The organism is Sphingomonas sp. CFBP 13728 (genome assembly GCF_014841895.1).
Taxonomy (GTDB): Bacteria; Pseudomonadota; Alphaproteobacteria; order Sphingomonadales; family Sphingomonadaceae; genus Sphingomonas.
The window spans coordinates 1,764,719-1,781,613 of the sequence record NZ_JACYUS010000001.1 but is presented as its reverse complement, the minus strand read 5'-3'; the positions used below and the strand labels follow the sequence as shown (position 1 = coordinate 1,781,613).

Annotated in this window: 15 protein-coding genes, 1 tRNA gene and 1 pseudogene; 11 read left to right on the top strand and 6 right to left on the bottom strand. The window is 65.7% G+C overall.

The features are described from left to right. Positions 1–33 precede the first annotated feature (33 nt). The gene (locus tag IFT67_RS08005) at positions 34–342 is read left to right on the top strand and encodes a putative quinol monooxygenase (RefSeq protein ID WP_192146066.1); all 309 of its coding nucleotides are present in this window, start codon (positions 34–36) and stop codon (positions 340–342) included. Positions 343–435: 93 nt separating this feature from the next. Beyond that, positions 436–512, top strand: a tRNA-Pro gene (locus IFT67_RS08000). A gap of 206 nt (positions 513–718) precedes the next feature. Here the strand turns inward: IFT67_RS08000 and IFT67_RS07995 are convergent. Next, positions 719–3,001, bottom strand: coding sequence for an NADP-dependent malic enzyme (locus IFT67_RS07995; RefSeq protein ID WP_056066752.1), 2,283 nt, complete (start codon positions 2,999–3,001; stop codon positions 719–721). Positions 3,002–3,521: 520 nt separating this feature from the next. Here IFT67_RS07995 and IFT67_RS07990 point away from each other — a divergent pair. The 5 genes and pseudogenes from IFT67_RS07990 to IFT67_RS07970 all read left to right on the top strand — a co-directional run bounded on the left by IFT67_RS07990 (position 3,522) and on the right by IFT67_RS07970 (position 7,338). Further along, positions 3,522–4,058: a glycoside hydrolase family 108 protein gene (locus tag IFT67_RS07990; RefSeq protein WP_192146065.1), complete on the top strand. Its 537-nt coding sequence runs from the start codon at positions 3,522–3,524 to the stop codon at positions 4,056–4,058. Positions 4,059–4,147: 89 nt separating this feature from the next. Then, positions 4,148–4,381 (top strand): annotated as a pseudogene (locus IFT67_RS07985) (3TM-type holin); the annotation flags it as partial. A 203-nt stretch (positions 4,382–4,584) separates the two neighbouring features. Then, positions 4,585–5,127 carry an ATP-dependent protease subunit HslV gene (gene hslV / locus IFT67_RS07980; RefSeq protein WP_056066793.1) on the top strand — a complete coding sequence of 181 codons (543 nt, stop codon included), beginning with the start codon at positions 4,585–4,587 and terminating at the stop codon, positions 5,125–5,127. Between the two features lie 129 nt (positions 5,128–5,256). After that, positions 5,257–6,552, top strand: coding sequence for an ATP-dependent protease ATPase subunit HslU (gene hslU / locus IFT67_RS07975; protein ID WP_192146063.1), 1,296 nt, complete (start codon positions 5,257–5,259; stop codon positions 6,550–6,552). A gap of 120 nt (positions 6,553–6,672) precedes the next feature. Continuing rightward, complete coding sequence (locus IFT67_RS07970) at positions 6,673–7,338, top strand: nitroreductase (protein WP_192146061.1); 666 nt, start codon at positions 6,673–6,675, stop codon at positions 7,336–7,338. A gap of 205 nt (positions 7,339–7,543) precedes the next feature. Here the strand turns inward: IFT67_RS07970 and IFT67_RS07965 are convergent, their stop codons facing one another. From IFT67_RS07965 to IFT67_RS07950, 4 genes are all read right to left on the bottom strand, one after another. Beyond that, positions 7,544–7,810, bottom strand: coding sequence for a hypothetical protein (locus IFT67_RS07965; protein WP_192146059.1), 267 nt, complete (start codon positions 7,808–7,810; stop codon positions 7,544–7,546). Between the two features lie 57 nt (positions 7,811–7,867). Continuing rightward, positions 7,868–9,307, bottom strand: coding sequence for a DEAD/DEAH box helicase (locus tag IFT67_RS07960; RefSeq protein ID WP_192146058.1), 1,440 nt, complete (start codon positions 9,305–9,307; stop codon positions 7,868–7,870). A 252-nt stretch (positions 9,308–9,559) separates the two neighbouring features. Continuing rightward, positions 9,560–10,237, bottom strand: a complete 678-nt coding sequence (locus IFT67_RS07955) for a Crp/Fnr family transcriptional regulator (protein WP_107963138.1) — start codon at positions 10,235–10,237, stop codon at positions 9,560–9,562. A gap of 247 nt (positions 10,238–10,484) precedes the next feature. Beyond that, on the bottom strand, positions 10,485–10,727 hold the full coding sequence (locus IFT67_RS07950; protein ID WP_192146056.1) for a DUF6894 family protein: 243 nt from the start codon (positions 10,725–10,727) through the stop codon (positions 10,485–10,487). A gap of 150 nt (positions 10,728–10,877) precedes the next feature. On the opposite strand from IFT67_RS07950, the gene IFT67_RS07945 reads away from it, so the two are divergent. The 4 genes from IFT67_RS07945 to IFT67_RS07930 all read left to right on the top strand — a co-directional run bounded on the left by IFT67_RS07945 (position 10,878) and on the right by IFT67_RS07930 (position 15,754). Further along, positions 10,878–11,897 carry a fumarylacetoacetate hydrolase family protein gene (locus tag IFT67_RS07945; protein ID WP_192146054.1) on the top strand — a complete coding sequence of 340 codons (1,020 nt, stop codon included), beginning with the start codon at positions 10,878–10,880 and terminating at the stop codon, positions 11,895–11,897. 139 nt (positions 11,898–12,036) lie between these two features. Beyond that, positions 12,037–13,326 (top strand): thiamine pyrophosphate-dependent enzyme, encoded by a 1,290-nt coding sequence (locus IFT67_RS07940; protein ID WP_056490339.1) that lies wholly within the window; start codon positions 12,037–12,039, stop codon positions 13,324–13,326. 56 nt (positions 13,327–13,382) lie between these two features. Beyond that, the gene (locus IFT67_RS07935) at positions 13,383–14,390 is read left to right on the top strand and encodes an alpha-ketoacid dehydrogenase subunit beta (RefSeq protein ID WP_192146606.1); all 1,008 of its coding nucleotides are present in this window, start codon (positions 13,383–13,385) and stop codon (positions 14,388–14,390) included. After that, complete coding sequence (locus tag IFT67_RS07930; RefSeq protein WP_192146052.1) at positions 14,390–15,754, top strand: dihydrolipoamide acetyltransferase family protein; 1,365 nt, start codon at positions 14,390–14,392, stop codon at positions 15,752–15,754. The genes IFT67_RS07935 and IFT67_RS07930 overlap by 1 nt, the downstream gene beginning before the upstream one ends. A gap of 359 nt (positions 15,755–16,113) precedes the next feature. Here IFT67_RS07930 and IFT67_RS07925 read toward each other — a convergent pair whose 3' ends face one another. After that, complete coding sequence (locus IFT67_RS07925; RefSeq protein ID WP_192146050.1) at positions 16,114–16,890, bottom strand: SDR family NAD(P)-dependent oxidoreductase; 777 nt, start codon at positions 16,888–16,890, stop codon at positions 16,114–16,116. Positions 16,891–16,895 lie beyond the last annotated feature (5 nt).

The window sequence follows — 16,895 nt, the reverse complement described above, 5'->3', positions numbered from 1 at the left end:
GCGGCGAAACCGGGGCGAAACAGGAGAGACGCGATGATTCTGGTGATGGGACATATCAAGCTTGCCGCCGGCGAAGGCGCGAAGATCGCCGACACGCTGGTCGCGCACATGGCCGCCTGCGCCGCGGAAGACGGCTGCGAATTCTACAATCTCGCGCTCGACCTGGTCGATCCCGACCTGATCCGGATCTCCGAGCGCTGGGCGAGTCCCGAGGCGATCGCCGCGCACGGTCAGGCCGATCACCAGAAGGCATTCGGTCGCGCGCTCGGCGGGTACACCATCGAGCAGATCAGCGTGAAGGCGTACGACGGCAGCTTCTGGCGCACGCTGATGGGTGAGTGAGGTAATCTTTGCGGCCAAGCGGCGTTGCGACTTGCATCGCACGCCGACCCTGCGTAGAGCGCGCGGCTCGGGCTGCTCTGCGGCCCGTTCGGTCGGAGCGTAGCGCAGCCTGGTAGCGCACCACACTGGGGGTGTGGGGGTCGCAGGTTCGAATCCTGTCGCTCCGACCATTTTCTTACATCGACGAACGGTGAACTCGTGCAGCTCTTGTGCGAGCGCATTCCGTTACACTCGTCGTCATCCCCGCGGAGGCGGGGACCCATAAACTCGAACGTTGCCCGTCACCAGCAACGCCAGCCCGTATGGATCCCCGCCTGCGCGGGGATGACGGAACTTGGAATGGGGCCGACTCTGATGCCGGCCCCGTCCGGTGATCTTACGCCGTCTCGCTCACCGTCGCTGCATGACCCACGGCCACCGCGCTGAGGTTCACGATTCCCCGCGCGGTCACGCTCGGCACCATCATCTGCAACGGCTTGGCGAGCCCCAGCAGCATCGGCCCCAGCGGCAGCGACTCGGTCGACGCCGACAACAGCGACACCGCGATGTTCGCCGCATCGATGTTCGGCATCACCAGCAAATTCGCCGAACCGGTCAAAGGGCTGTCCGCGACCAACCGCCGCCGCAACGCCTCCGACAACGCCGCATCGCCGTGCATCTCGCCGTCGAACTCGAACTCCGGCGCCGCTGCCTTCAGCAACGCATGCCCCGCGCGCATCTTCTGCGCCGAGGGCGACCGCGACGCGCCGAAGCTCGAATGCGACAGCAACGCCGCCTTCGGCTCGATCGCGAACGCGCGCACGGCTTCGGCCGCCAGCAGCGTCATCTCGGCGATCTGCTCGGCGGTCGGATCGACCGTCACATGCGTATCGCAGAAGAACAGGCTCCCGGTGCGCAGGATCACCGCCGACATCGCATACAGCCGCGAGACGCCCGGCATCCGCGGAATCAGCGGCATGACGTACGTCATCTGCGTCCACCAGTCGCCGATCCCGCCACACAAGGCTGCATCGACGCGACCCTCGCGCAGCAGCATCGCCGCCGCCACGCTCGGCCGAGTCCGTAGCGCGCGCTCCGCGCTGTCGGGCGGCGATCCACGACGGCCGACCAACGCGTTATACCCGGCGAGCAGCGGATCGAACACTTCGCGGTCCGTACCCGGATCGAGCACCTCGACATCGGTGCCGATCGCCATCCGCAACCCGCTTGACTGGATCTTCTCGGCGATCACCTCGCGCCGGCCGATCAGCACCGGCCGCCCGATCCCTTCGTCGATCACCGTCTGCACCGCGCGCAGCGTGCGGTCGTCCTCGCCCTCGCCATACGCGATCGAGCGCCCCGCCTGCTTGGCGCGTGCGAAGATCGGCCGCATCAGCTGGCCCGAGCGGTACACGAACACTTCGAGGTCACGCAGATACGCGTCGAAATCCTCGATCGGCCGCGTCGCCACGCCCGAATCCATCGCCGCCTTCGCCACGGCGGGCGCGACGTGGAGGATCAGCCGCGGATCAAACGGCTTGGGAATGATGTAGGTCGGCCCGAACACCGGCGTCGCGCCGCCGTAAGCGGTAACGACCACATCGGAAGCCGTAGCACGTGCAAGCGCCGCGATCGCATCGACGGCAGCGACCTTCATCGCCTCGTTGATCTCGGTCGCGCCGACGTCGAGCGCACCGCGGAAGATGAACGGGAAGCACAGCACGTTGTTGACCTGGTTCGGAAAATCCGAGCGGCCAGTGGCGATGATCGCGTCGGGCCGCGTCGCATGCACCAGCGCCGGCTGGATCTCCGGCTCAGGGTTCGCCAGCGCCAGGATCAGCGGATCGGGTGCGAGCAGATGCAGCCATTCCTGCTTCAGCACGCGCGGCGCCGACAGCCCGAGGAAGATGTCCGCCCCCTCCAGCACGTCCGGCAGCGTCCGCGCGTTGGTCGTGCGCGCGTACCGCGCCATGTTCGGCGGCATCACGTCGCCGCGATCCTTGTGCACCACGCCCGCGATATCGGTCAGCGTCACGTTCTCGGGATTGAGCCCCATCGACACGAGCAGATCGACCGTCGCCAGCGCCGCCGCGCCTGCACCCGACGTCACCAGCTTCATCTGGTCGAGCCGCTTGCCGCGCAGTTCGAGCACGTTGCGGACCGCGGCGGCACACACGATCGCGGTGCCGTGCTGGTCGTCATGGAACACCGGGATGTTCATGACCTCGCGCAGCTTCGTCTCGATCTCGAAGCATTCGGGCGCCTTGATATCCTCGAGATTGATCCCGCCGAAGGTCGGCTCGAGCACGCGGACCGCCTCGATGAACGCCTGTGGATCGAGCTGGTCGATCTCGATGTCGAAGCAGTCGATCCCGGCGAATTTCTTGAAGAGCACCGCCTTGCCCTCCATCACCGGCTTCGACGCGAGCGCACCGATCGCACCGAGCCCGAGCACCGCGGTCCCGTTGGTGATGACCGCAACGAGATTGCCGCGCGCCGTGTAATCGCGCGCCTTGTCCGGATCCGCGGCAATTTCCTCGCACGCGGCAGCCACGCCCGGCGAGTAAGCAAGCGCGAGATCGCGCTGCGTCGCCATCCGCTTGGTCGCCTCGACCGAGAGTTTGCCCGGCTTTGGATAGCGATGATAATCGAGCGCGGCTTTGCGGAAATCGTCTTCCATGGTCTTCCTAACCTGTCGGCCGCGGCGGCGACCGGGTGGGCGCGGGCAAGGCCCGCGGCGAATGTTCAAGGGAGCGCATAGCCTTAGGGGAGGCAGTCCGCCAACCCCGCGCGGACGTAGCGTCGGTTTGGGTGGGGGGTAGGGCGGCGGTCGCGACCCGGCACCCCACACCACAGCACTACCCCGCCATAGCACCACCCCGGCGAAGGCCGGGGCCCAATTGGAACGTCCGACGTAACGAAGCGCCGTCCTCCGTTACAACCGTCCCCCAATTGGACCCCGGCCTCCGCCGGGGCGGTTCGATCTAATCGGATGGGCCGGGCTCCCTTTTCCGTTCTCCCGCGAAAGCGGGAGCCCAGGAATCACGAGCGGCGTCCGCCGTAACCCTGGCCCCCCGCCTCCGCGGGGGAACAGTAGAGAGCGGAAGTGAGGGAACGATGCAGGGCATGACCCGCCAAATTTCCCTGTCCTACAGCGAACCAATATGGTTCGCTCCCGCCAACAAAATCGGGAGCCAGCCATGACCATCGACCACCTCATCGAAGCAGTCATCGACCGCGAAGGCGGCTACTCCAACCACCCCGCAGACCGAGGCGGCCCCACCAGATACGGCATCACCCAACAAGTAGCCCGCACCAACGGCTACCCCGGAGACATGCGAACCTTCCCCCGCGACCAGGCAGAAACGATCTACCGCCGCCTCTACTGGACCCGCCCCGCCTTCGATCAGATCGCCGAGCGAGCCCCCAAGATCGCCGAAGAACTCTTCGACACCGGCGTCAACATGGGCCCCGCAGTCGCCGCCACCTTCCTCCAACGCGCGCTCAACGCACTCAACCGAGGCGCCACCGACTACCCCGACATGACCCTGGACGGCCGCATCGGCCCCGCGACGCTGACCGCGCTCGACGCGTTCCTCGCCCGCCGCAAACCCGGCGGAGAAACCGTGCTCCTGAAAGCGATCGAGGCGCTCCAGGGCGAACGCTACGTCGCGCTCGCCGAGACCCGCCCGGCAAACGAAGCCTTTCTCTACGGCTGGCTCGCCAACCGCACCTGACGCCCGCCGCCAAAACGCTCCCAGCGTCTACACTTCCTATACTTCACTTTTGCCGGAGGCAGCCAATGACCCCGCAACCCCTTGATCCAGCACCAGATCCCTGGATCACCCGAGCCCGCCCGACGTTCCTCTACGTGATGTACACTTTGCTGCTCGGTGCGATCCCCGCAGGCCTGATCGCCGCCGTCCGCCCGCAAACGGCACAGGCGATCGCGGCAGGGATGGCGGCGTATTTGAACGCAATCCCCGAACCCCTCTACGCGCTCTTCGGCACCGGCTATCTCGGTTACACGGTCGCCCGCGAATGGGGGAAGGGGCGGTAACCACCCGAGCCTCCTTCGTCATTCCCGCGGAGGCGGGAACCCATACTGGCAAACCTCAGTGATGAACGGGTGAGGTCCGAGGGTCTGGATCCCCGCCTGCGCGGGGATGACGGATGATGGGAGAGGGGGGATGGGAGGGGCAGGGGCGTTGCACCCCCAAAACCAAACCCTACATCGCTGCCATGAGCAACGACCCCCACGCCATGCCGACATGGCACGGCACCACGATCCTCTCGGTCCGCCGCGGCGGCAAGGTCGTCGTGATCGGCGACGGCCAGGTCTCGATGGGCCAGACCGTCATGAAACCCAACGCGCGCAAGGTCCGCCGCCTAGGCGACGGCAGCGTCATCGGCGGATTCGCCGGCGCCACCGCCGACGCCTTCACGCTGTTCGAACGCCTCGAACGCAAACTCGAAGCGCACCAGGGCCAGCTCCTGCGCGCCGCGGTCGAGCTCGCCAAGGACTGGCGCACCGACAAGTTCCTCCGCAACCTCGAGGCGATGATGATCGTCGCCGACAAGGACGTGACCCTGATCCTCACCGGCAACGGCGACGTCCTCGAACCTGAGAACGGCGTCGCCGCGATCGGCTCCGGCGGCAACTACGCGTTGGCGGCAGCCCGAGCGCTGGTAGAATACGAGACCGACGCCGAAGTCCTCTGCCGCAAGGCAATGGGCATAGCGTCCGAGCTCTGCGTCTACACCAACGACCGCCTTACCGTCGAAACGATGGACTCGACCACGTAACTCCTTCTCCCCCTCCCGCAAGCGGGAGGGGGCAGGGGGTGGGCGCCCGCTCACCTCCAGCGCAACCTTCGAGGGAAGCGCGAGCCCACCCCCAACCCCTCCCGCAAGCGGGCGGGGAGCGAGATCAGAATGAACGACCAGCTCACCCCCAAGGCCATCGTCGCCGCGCTCGACGCCCACATCATTGGCCAAGCCGCCGCCAAGCGCGCGGTCGCCGTCGCGATGCGCAACCGCTGGCGCCGCCAGCAACTCAGCGAAGACCTCCGCGACGAGGTCACGCCGAAGAACATCCTGATGATCGGGCCGACCGGCTGCGGCAAGACCGAGATCAGCCGCCGTCTGGCAAAGCTCGCCGACGCGCCGTTCGTAAAGGTCGAGGCGACCAAGTTCACCGAGGTCGGCTATGTCGGCCGCGACGTCGAACAGATCGCCCGCGACCTCGTCGAGGAAGCTATCCGCCTCGAAAAGGAACGCCGTCGCGTCGCCGTCAAGGACAAGGCGGAAGAGGCTGCGATGTCGCGCCTGCTCGACGCGCTCACCGGCAAGAACGCGAGTGAAGCGACGCGCGAGAGCTTCAAGCAGCGCTTCCTCGACGGCCATCTCAATAACGCCGAAGTCGAAATCGAGGTCGAGCAGGCGCCAACCACGCCGTTCGAAATTCCCGGCGGTGCGCCGCAGATGATCAATCTCGGCGAGATGATGAAGTCGTTCGGCGGCGGTCAGCAATTGAAGCGCCGTAAGCTGACCGTCCACGCGGCGTGGGACAAGCTCGTCGAGGAAGAGGCCGACAAGCGCCTCGACCAGGACGAGGTCAGCCGCGCAGCGCTCGCCGACGCGGAAGCCAACGGCATCGTCTTCCTCGACGAGATCGACAAGATCGCGGTCTCCGACGGCCGCGGCGGTTCCATCAGCCGCGAAGGCGTCCAGCGCGACCTGCTGCCCTTAATCGAAGGCACCACCGTCGCGACCAAATACGGCCCGATGAAGACCGACCACATCCTTTTCATCGCGTCCGGCGCATTCCACGTCGCCAAGCCGAGCGACCTACTTCCTGAACTCCAGGGCCGCCTGCCGATCCGCGTCGAGTTGAAAGGCCTCACCGAAGCCGATTTCGTCGCGATCCTGTCGGACACCAAGGCGTCGCTGCCGCTGCAATACAAGGCGCTGATCGCCACCGAAGGCGTCGGCATCGAGTTCACCGAAGACGGCATCGCCGCAATCGCGCGCATCGCCGCCGAGGTGAATTCCGAGATCGAAAACATCGGCGCCCGGCGGCTCCAAACGGTGATGGAAAAGCTGCTCGAGGAGGTAAGCTACAACGCCGAAGACCGCGGCGGCTCGAACCTCGTCATCGACGGCGCCTACGTCGACAGCCAGTTGAAGGAAATCGCCCGCAACACCGACCTGAGCCGCTTCGTGCTGTAACTAATGGGAGAAGGCAAACCTTCCCCCATCCGTTCGTGCTGAGCGAAGTCGAAGCACCCTGAGTCTCATTCCTTTCGACTTCGCTCAGGGCGAACGGAGTGGAAGTGTTTAGGAGAAACCATGGACGTAGCCGAAGCCATAGCCGCTCGCCGATCCGTCCGAGGCTTCCTCGACACCCCCGTCGATCTCGCACTCCTCCGCGACCTCACGATAAAAGCGTCCCGAGCCGCAACCGGCGGCAGCCTCCAACCGTGGCACATCGCCATCGTCCAGGGCGACGCCATGACCCGGCTGAAGGCCATAATGGCCGAAAAACTCGCGACCGGCGCCACCGAAACCCCAGCCTACGACGTCTACCCGCGCGACCTCGCCGCCCCCTACCGAGACCGCCGCTACGCCGTCGGCGAGGCGATGTACGCGCACCTCGGCATCCCCCGCGACGACAAGCCCGCACGCCAAAAATGGTTCGCCCAAAACTTCCAGTTCTTCGGCGCCCCCGCCGCCTATTTCTGCACGGTCGATCGCCGCATGGGTCCGCCGCAATGGTCGGACCTCGGCATGTACCTGCAAAACCTGATGCTGCTCGCGGTCGACGCCGGCCTCGCCACCTGCCCGCAGGAATGCTGGGCGATGTATCCTGAAACGGTCGGAAGGTTCCTGGACATGCCCGAAGACCGCATGCTCTTCTGCGGCATGGCGATCGGTTATGAGGACATAGGCGCGCCTGCCAACGCTTTGCGCACGGAGCGCGCGAACGAAGCGGAATGGCTGACTACGATCAGCTGATTTAGGCCATCCACGCTAACCAAAAACCACCCCGGCGAAGGCCGGGGCCCAATTGGGCGACGCTTTTGATATAGCGCGAACGCGGTTACGCTAGCCTTGCCAATTGGGCCCCGGCCTTCGCCGGGGTGGTGGTGGATACGGCAATGTTCACCCGCGAAGGCCGGGTGCCCAGACTTGGTCCCCGCCTTCGCGGGGAAACAAGTTTCTAGAGGATTACCGTCACCGGCTTCGCGCCCTTGATCCCCGCGAGGATCATCGCTTCCCAGACCGCCGGATCACCCGCCGCGGCCATCGCCTTGTCAGGCTCGCGCAACGTCTTCAGCACCGCCAGCGCATCGGGCAGATAGTCCGCCCACGCATCGTCGATCAGCCGCGAAGCCGACTCGGCATCGCCGCCGGCATTCGCGCTGATCCGCTGTCCGGCCAGCACGCGTGCGACGCGTTCGGCAACAGGTGTAGTGGAAACGTCCATGAGCATTCTCCTCGCGGGACCGGTCTACACCAAACCCGCGAGGCGAACGAATGCTCCTTAGCGTGCCGAACTCGGACCCGCGCCGCGGCTCGGACCACGACCACCGCCGCCGCCGCCAGCCGGACGACCACCGCCCTGACCACCGGGACGACCACCGCCCTGCGGACGACCGCCGCCGCCGCCCTGACCGCCGCCGCCACCCTGGCCACCACGGCTCGCACCCGCATAATTGCGCCCAGTCGTACCGGTAGCCCGCGGCGAATGCGTCGCGCGCGGCCGTGCCGGATCGCGCGGACGATCGATCCGAACCTCGGGATCGGCACCCATCGTCTTCACGCGCGTCTGCTTGATCTGGTTCGACAGGTTGACGAAATCGTCCGGCAGCGACCGGACCTGGACCTTCTGGCGCGTGATCCGCTCGATGTCGCGCAAATAGGCCTTCTCGTCATCCGCGCAGAACGCGACGGCGATGCCGCTGGCGCCCGCACGCGCGGTACGGCCGATGCGGTGGACATACTGCTCGGCGACGTTCGGCAGCTCGAAGTTGATGACGTGGCTGACGCCCGAGACGTCGATGCCGCGTGCGGCGATGTCGGTCGCGATCAGGACCTTGACCTTGCCCTGCTTGAACTCGCCGAGTGCCCGCTCGCGCTGGCCCTGGCTCTTGTTGCCGTGGATCGCGTTCGAGGCGATGCCGTTGCCCGCGAGCAGCTTCACGACGCGGTCGGCGCCATGCTTGGTGCGCGTGAACACGAGCGCACGGTCGATCGCCGGATCGGCCAGCGTGATCGTCAGCAGCGCCTGCTTCTCCGACTGGTTGCAGAAGGTGACATACTGGTCGACGCGCTCGGCGGTCGTCGCAGCGGGCTTCACCGACACCGTCTTAGGGTCGAGCAGGAACTGCGACGCCAGCTCGCGGATCGCGACCGGCATCGTCGCCGAGAAGAACAGCGTCTGGCGCTTCTTCGGCAGCATGCGGACGATCTTCTTCAGCGCGTGGATGAAGCCGAGATCCATCATCTGGTCGGCTTCGTCGAGCACGAGGATCTCGATCATCGACAGGTTCACGAAGCCCTGCTCGATCAGGTCGATCAGGCGGCCCGGCGTGGCGACGAGGATGTCGACGCCGCGGCTCATGTCCTGGCGGTTCTTGTTGATGCTGGTGCCGCCGAACACGGTCGTCACCGACATCTTGCTGAACTGGCCGTACGCGCGGGCGCTGTCTGCAATCTGGCTCGCTAGCTCACGGGTGGGTGCAAGCACCAGCATGCGGCAGTGCGTGGGCAGGACGCGCTTCTGGTTTTCGGTCAGGCGCTGGATCGACGGCAGCACGAATGCGGCAGTCTTGCCGGTGCCGGTCTGCGCGATGCCGAGCAGATCGCCGCCCTCGAGCAGGATCGGGATCGACTGCGCCTGGATCGGCGTCGGCTCGGTATAGCCCTTGGCTTCGAGCGCACGGACGAGCGGCTCGGCGAGGCCGAGGTTTGCAAATGACATGAATAGTCTCTCAAATAGATGCCGGGCTCGCGAATCCACACAAGGACGCGCGAGGGGCGGTGGTGTTTTGACACCCCGCGTGAAAAGGGAAGCCCGTTGGAAACGACCGAGGCGGAGCTAAGACCGGCTAGGGTCCAATCACGCTGCATTACGCCTCGATATGCCGCAGGTGCAGCAAACCACGCGAAAAGTCAAGCTTTGCCGTTCGGACGGCAAGCGTAGCCCCCTGCGGATCGCGGTGCGGATCGCGGTTTAGCCGATGACCTGCCCAAGGTGCAGATAGCGTTCGTTAAATTCCGCGACGTCGCGCAATCGCGACCAATCCACCACGCTGACCTGGCGCTTCTTGCGGACGATCAACTGGTCGGTCTCCAGCGATTTCAGCACGCGGTTTACATGAACGGGGGTCAGCCCGAGCGCATCCCCGAGCTGTTCCTGCGTCATCGGCAGCTCATAGGCGATGTCGCCGCCCGAGGTCGATTTGTTGAACCGGACGGAAAACTCGCACAGCAGATGCGCGAGCCTGCTGCGGGCGTTGCGACGACCGATGTTGAGCAGCCATTCGCGGTGTATCGACGATTCGACCAGCGCATCGATCCACAGCGCATGACCCGCCGCCGGACATGCCGCAATAAGCTGTCGCAACGCGGTGATGGGGATTTCCGCGAGCGTGACGCGGGTCAATGCCTGGATGTCGTGATCGGATTCATCGAGAAACAGGTTTTGAAGATCGACGAATTCGCCGGGCGTCAGGATCGATACGATCTCGCGTTCGCCGTTGGGCGTCAGCTTTTGACGGTAGGCAAGGCCTTCGACGATGAACGCGCATCGGGTCGGTCGCTGCCCCTCGCGCAGGACATACGTCGACGCGTCGATCGTCCGGACCTTGAAGGGCAATGTCGCTACGTGCGCACGATCGGCCGCACTCATCGCGACTCGCGATGCGAACTTTCGAATCAACTGTTCAGTCACGGTGGAATTATCCACGTGCACGCTCCGCATCAAAGGCAGGAGCACTGGTTTCTCGCTCTCCCCTTCATAAGGATAGCGCGTTGCGGACGTGCTCACCTTATCCCAGGATTGAGCCGAATGGTAAAACCCATGTTAAACTATATGACGGCGTCTCGCATCGATGCGCGGGCCGAAAGGCCTCGTGCCGCGAGTCAGGCGCGTGGCATCATTCGCCTGGTTCGCGGGGGTCTTCGACCGTGACGACGACGGTCAACAGGGTCGAATCTCGTGCATCGCGGACCGACACGCTGAAGCGGTTGCCTGCGCTGACGATCCCGGGATGATCACGCAGGTAATCGCCGGCGAAAATAATCGCCTGGACGCGCGCTTCGTCGTCGTTCGCGAGGTCCGTGCCCTCGTTGTCGCCATCGTGCGTATGGTTGTCGGTATCGAAGAAGTATCTGGGCATGCTCGACTTCCTCTACCGTTACGCAAGCCCGATCCTAACAGGCTGGAAATTGCACCGCTTTCACCAAAATCAGGTTTGGCACCAGCGGCATACTCGACTTGAACTGCCTCAGGGGCGTAGGACGTTGCAAACAAATAGAGGATCCGCTGCATGAAACTGGCCAGCCTGAAGCATCCCGATGCCACCCGCGGGCGAGACGGCAAGCTCGTCGTCGTTTCCAACGACCTCGCCTGGTATGCCGATGCGAGCCATATCGCGCCGACGCTGCAGGCGGCGCTCGACGACTGGGACCGATTGTCGCTGGACCTCAAGAACCTGGCGACCGATCTCGAGCATGAGATGATCCCGATGCGGCGCTTCCACGAGCATGACGCCGAGTCGCCCTTGCCGCGTGCGTATCAATGGGCGGATGGCTCGGCATACGTGAACCACGTCGCCCTCGTGCGACAGGCGCGGGCGGCGGACATGCCGGACAGTTTCTGGCACGACCCGCTGATGTACCAGGGCGGCTCAGACGGATTTCTGGGCCCACGCGATCCGATCCCGCTCGCCGACGAGTCCTGGGGTTGCGATATGGAGGGCGAGGTCGTCGTCGTTACCGGCGACGTCCCGCTCGGCGCGAGTCGCGACGAGGCGCTGGCGGCGATCCTGCTGGTTGGGCTCACCAACGACGTGTCCTTGCGCAACCTGATCCCCGGCGAACTCGGCAAGGGCTTCGGCTTTTTCCAGTCGAAGCCGGCCAGCGCATTCTCGCCGGTCTTCGTCACCCCTGACTCGCTCGGCGACTGGTGGAAGGACGGCAAGCTGCACCGCAAGCTGATGGTCGACCTCAACGGCCAGCCGCTCGGACGCGCCGAGGCCGGCGAGGACATGACGTTCGATTTCGGCACGCTCGTCGCCCACGCCGCCAAGACCCGGAAGCTCGGCGCGGGGACGATCGTCGGCTCGGGCACCGTCTCGAACCGCGGTGCCGATGGCGGCCCCGGCAAGTCGGTTGCGGAGGGTGGCGTCGGCTATTCCTGCCTCGCCGAAGTGCGGACGATCGAGACGATCCAGGGCGGCAAGCCCGTCACGCCTTTCCTCAAGCAGGGCGACGTCGTCCGGATATGGGCGGAGGACGACAAGCGCCATCCGATCTTCGGCGTGATCGAACAGACCGTCGGCGGCTGAATTCCTGCCGGGGGGGAGAAAAATCCGCGCGGCACATCGTGAATGCGCAACTCCCCCTCGCAATCTGCGTTGAAATTTAATAACAAGCCTCGGTAAGAGTGTTCCGCGGTCACAGCGGCCTCATGGAGATGGAATGACGATGGCAAGCGAGCATCCGCGCGCCAATTTGCAGCCACTTACGCTGCATATCCCCGAGCCGAAGTTCCGCCCCGGCGACGCGGTGGACTTCGCCGAAGTCGACGTGCCGCCCGCCGGCGAGGCGCGCCGCCCCGACACCGCGGACAAGGCGTCCGACTTCATCGATCTCGCCTATACGCTGGTCCGCGTCCTCGACGACGACGGCAACGCGGTCGGTCCTTGGGATCCCAAGCTTTCGCCCGACGTGATGCGCCGCATGCTGCGCAGCATGGCACTGCTCCGCGCGTTCGACGAGCGCATGTTCCGCGCCCAGCGGCAGGGAAAGACCAGCTTCTACATGAAGGCGCTCGGCGAGGAGGCGGTCGCGGTCGCGGCGGCCTATGCGCTCGATTACGAGGACATGTGCTTCCCCTCGTATCGTCAGCAGGGCCTGCTGATCGCACGGGGCTGGAGCCTCGTCGACATGATGAACCAGATCTATTCGAACACGGCGGACCGGCTTGGCGGCAAGCAGCTCCCGATCATGTATTCGGTCAAGGAAGCCGGCTTCTTCTCGATCTCCGGCAACCTCACCACGCAATATCCGCAAGCGGTCGGCTGGGCGATGGCGTCGGCGGCCAAGGGTGACACGCGGATCGCCGCGACGTGGTGCGGCGAGGGCTCTACCGCCGAGGGCGATTTCCACTCGGCGTGCACGTTTGCTGCGGTCTACCGTGCGCCGGTGATCTTCAACGTCGTCAACAACCAGTGGGCGATCTCCAGCTTCTCCGGGTTCGCCGGCGCCGAGGCGACGACGTTCGCGGCGCGCGCGGTCGGCTACGGCATCGCCGGGCTCCGGGTCGACGGCAACGATGCGCTGGCAGTCTACGCCGCGACCGAATGGGCCGCTGAACGCGCCCGGACCAACCAGGGCCCGACGCTGATCGAGCACTTCACCTACCGCGCGGAAGGTCACTCGACCTCCGACGATCCCGGCCAGTATCGCAGCGAGGGCGAACCCAACGCCTGGCCGCTCGGCGACCCGATCAAGCGCCTCAAGGACCATCTCATCGCGATCGGCGAATGGGACGAGGAGCGCCACGCCGCGCAGGACAAGGAACTCGCCGAGCAGGTCAAGGCCGCGCAGAAGGAAGCCGAGAAGAACGGCATCCTCGGCCACGGCCTGCACCAGCCGCTCGAGTCGCTGTTCGACGGCGTGTTCGAGGAACTGCCGTGGCATCTGAAGGAGCAGCGTCAGCAGATGCTCGACGAGGAAACGGCGTCAGGCCGCCCGTGGGATCGCAAGGCATGAGCGACATGATCGAAGCACCCGGGTCCGAGGCCACGGACGCCGAACCCACCACGCGCATGAACATGATCCAGGCGATCAACTCCGCCATGGACATCATGATGGAGCGCGACCCCGACGTGATCGTCATGGGCGAGGACGTCGGCTATTTCGGCGGCGTCTTCCGCGCGACCGCCGGACTCCAGGCCAAGCACGGCAAGACCCGCGTGTTCGACACCCCCATCACCGAATGCGGCATCATCGGCGTCGCTGTCGGGATGGGCGCGTACGGCCTGCGCCCCGTCCCCGAGATCCAGTTCGCGGATTACATCTACCCCGCGCTCGACCAGCTCGTCTCCGAAGCCGCGCGTCTGCGCTACCGCTCGGCGGGCGAGTTCACCTCGCCGATCACGGTCCGCTCGCCGTTCGGCGGCGGCATCTTCGGCGGCCAGACGCACAGCCAGTCGCCGGAGGGGCTGTTCACCCACATGTCTGGCATCAAGACGGTGATCCCGTCGACGCCCTACGATGCCAAGGGCCTGCTGATCGCCGCGATCGAGGACAATGATCCTACGCTCTTCTTCGAGCCCAAGCGCATCTACAACGGCCCGTTCGACGGCTATTGGGATCGCCCGTCGCAGAACTGGTCGAAGCATCCGGCCGGCGAAGTCCCCACCGGCTATTACAAGATCGAGCTCGGCAAGGCGAAGATCGTCCGCGCGGGCGAGGCGCTCACGATCCTCGCCTACGGCACGATGGTCCATGTCTGCGCGGCGGTCGTCGGCGAGGCCGGGATCGACGCCGAGATCGTCGACCTGCGGACGCTCGTGCCGCTCGACATCGAGACGATCGAGGCGTCGGTGAAGAAGACCGGTCGCTGCATGATCGTCCACGAGGCGACTCGCACGAGCGGGTTCGGCGCGGAGCTGTCGGCGATCGTCCAGGAACGCTGTTTCTACCATCTCGAGGCACCGATCGAGCGCGTGACCGGGTTCGACACGCCGTACCCGCACAGCCTCGAATGGGCGTATTTCCCGGGGCCGGTCCGCATCGGCGAAGCCCTGAAAAAGATCATGAAGGACGCATAATGGCCCGCTTCACCTTCAAACTGCCGGACATCGGCGAAGGCATCTCCGAGGCCGAGATCGTCGCATGGCACGTCGCCATCGGCGACCGCGTCGAGGAGGATTCCCCGATCGCCGACATGATGACCGACAAGGCCACAGTCGAGATGGAATCGCCGGTGACCGGCGTCGTCGTCGAACTCGCGGGCGAAGTCGGAGACCAGGTGTCGATCGGCGCTGCGCTGGTGGTTATCGAGACGGATGCGGTCGATGCCGCAGACGAAGTCGTCGCCGCGCCGCTGACGTCGGCCCAGGCCGAGACCGCCGAACAATACGAAGCCGAAAACCCCGGCGTCGAAGAGGTGGTCGAGACACCTCCCTCTCCCCTCCGGGGAGATGATCGGGGTGAGGGGCAGCCCCAGGCGCAAACGCCGGCAACTGCCCCGACCCCTCACCCTAGCCCTCTCCCCGCCGGGGAGAGGGAGCAGAAGGCGCACGCCGTCCCTGCGGCTGAGGCGGAGCAGAAAGCCCACGCCCTCGCATCCCCCGCAGTCCGCGCCCGCGCACGCGATCTCGGCATCGACCTCGCCTCGGTAAAGACCGACTCCGACCGAGTCCGCCACGCCGACCTCGACGCCTATCTCCGCTACGGCTCGGGCGAAGGCTATCATCCCCCGCACGCATCGCGCGCCCGCGAAGACCAACCCATCAAGGTCATCGGCATGCGTCGCCGCATCGCCGAGAACATGGCCGCGTCGAAGCGCGCGATCCCGCACTTCACCTATGTCGACGAGATCGACGTCACCGCTTTGGAAGCGATGCGCGCCGACCTAAACGCCAACCGCGGCGGTCGCCCCAAGCTGACGATGCTGCCGCTGATGATCGTCGCGATCTGCAAGACGATCCCCGACTTCCCGATGATGAACGCGCGCTACGACGACGAAGCGGGCGTGGTCACGCGCCACGGCGCCATCCATCTCGGCATGGCCGCGCAGACCGACGCGGGGCTCACCGTCCCCGTGATCCGCGACGCGCAGGACCGCAACGTCTGGCAGCTCGCCACCGAGATCACCCGCCTCGCCGAAGCCGCCCGCGCCGGCAAGCTCGCGCCCAGTGAAATGGGCGGCGGCACGATCACGGTGACCTCGCTCGGCCCGCTCGGCGGCATCGCCACGACCCCGGTAATCAACCGCCCCGAAGTCGCGATCATCGGCCCCAACAAGATCGTCGAACGCCCAATTTTCAAGGGCGACGATGTAGTACGCGCAAAACTGATGAACCTCTCGATCAGCTGCGACCACCGCGTCGTCGACGGCTGGGACGCAGCGAGCTTCGTGCAAGGCCTCAAGAAGTACCTCGAAACCCCCGTCCTGCTTTTCGCCGACTGAGCGAGCATGAAGGGCATGCACCGCGGCGACCTGACGATCGAGGGTAAGTTCGACGGCATGCTCGACGGCACCGCGATCGTCCCGGCCGGCGCCACCGCCGAGATCGCCGGGATGATCGACGGTACGCTGATCGTCGAACCCGGCGCGACGGTGCTCGTCAGCGGCATGATCGACGGCGACATCGTCGATCGCGGCGGTCAGATCACCATAACCGGCATGGTCAGCCGCCAACCGTCGCGCGCCTACGCCTTACCATGTGAAGTGCCAAAACAATCCTCCCCCGCCAGGGGGAGGTGGCAGGCAACGCCTGACGTAGGGGGCGGCAAGCGGGGCCCCTGCTTAGGATCCCCTCTACCCAGTCACCCCCGAGCCTTCTGCAAAGACCCCGCGATCCGCCGCGCAAGACTCCGCGGCGTAAACCGTATCCCCTCGGCCATCGCGAAGTTCAGCGCACCGGACACCTTCACCGCCCGGTTTGCCGCCAGCGCCGCCAACCCGTCGCGCACCACTGCCGCCGGATCACTCGCCAGTCGTTCGAACAGCGCGGTATCGCCAAGCCCCGCCACATCGGCGAACTCGGTCCGCGTCGGCCCGGGGCACAGCGCCGCCACACGCACGCCCTTGCCCTTCACCTCCTCGTGCAACGCTTCGGAAAAGCTCAGCACGAACGCCTTGCTCGCGTAATAGACCGCCATCCACGGCCCCGGCTGGAACGACGCGACCGAGGCGAGGTTGAGGATCCCGCCTGATCCACGCGCGATCATCTGCGGCAGCACGGCATGCGTCAGCGCCACCAAGGCACGACAATTGAGGTCGATCATGCCCAGTTGCAGCGCGCTACCCAGTTCCGCGAAATCGCCCCGCGCACCGAACCCGGCATTGTTGACGAGTATGTCGATCGGCAATGCGGCGGCTGCGATGGCAGCAATGAGCGTGTCCGGACCAGCCTGATCCGCAAGATCGGCGGCAAACACATGCACTGTGACGCCGTGCGCCGTACGCAGTTCGGCCGCCAGCGCCTCCAACCGATCGACCCGACGCGCGGTCAGGATCAGCGCCTTGCCCTCAGCCGCAAGCGCCCGCGCAAAGCCTTCGCCCAACCCCGCCGATGCGCCGGTGATCAATGCCGTCGTCATAGCCC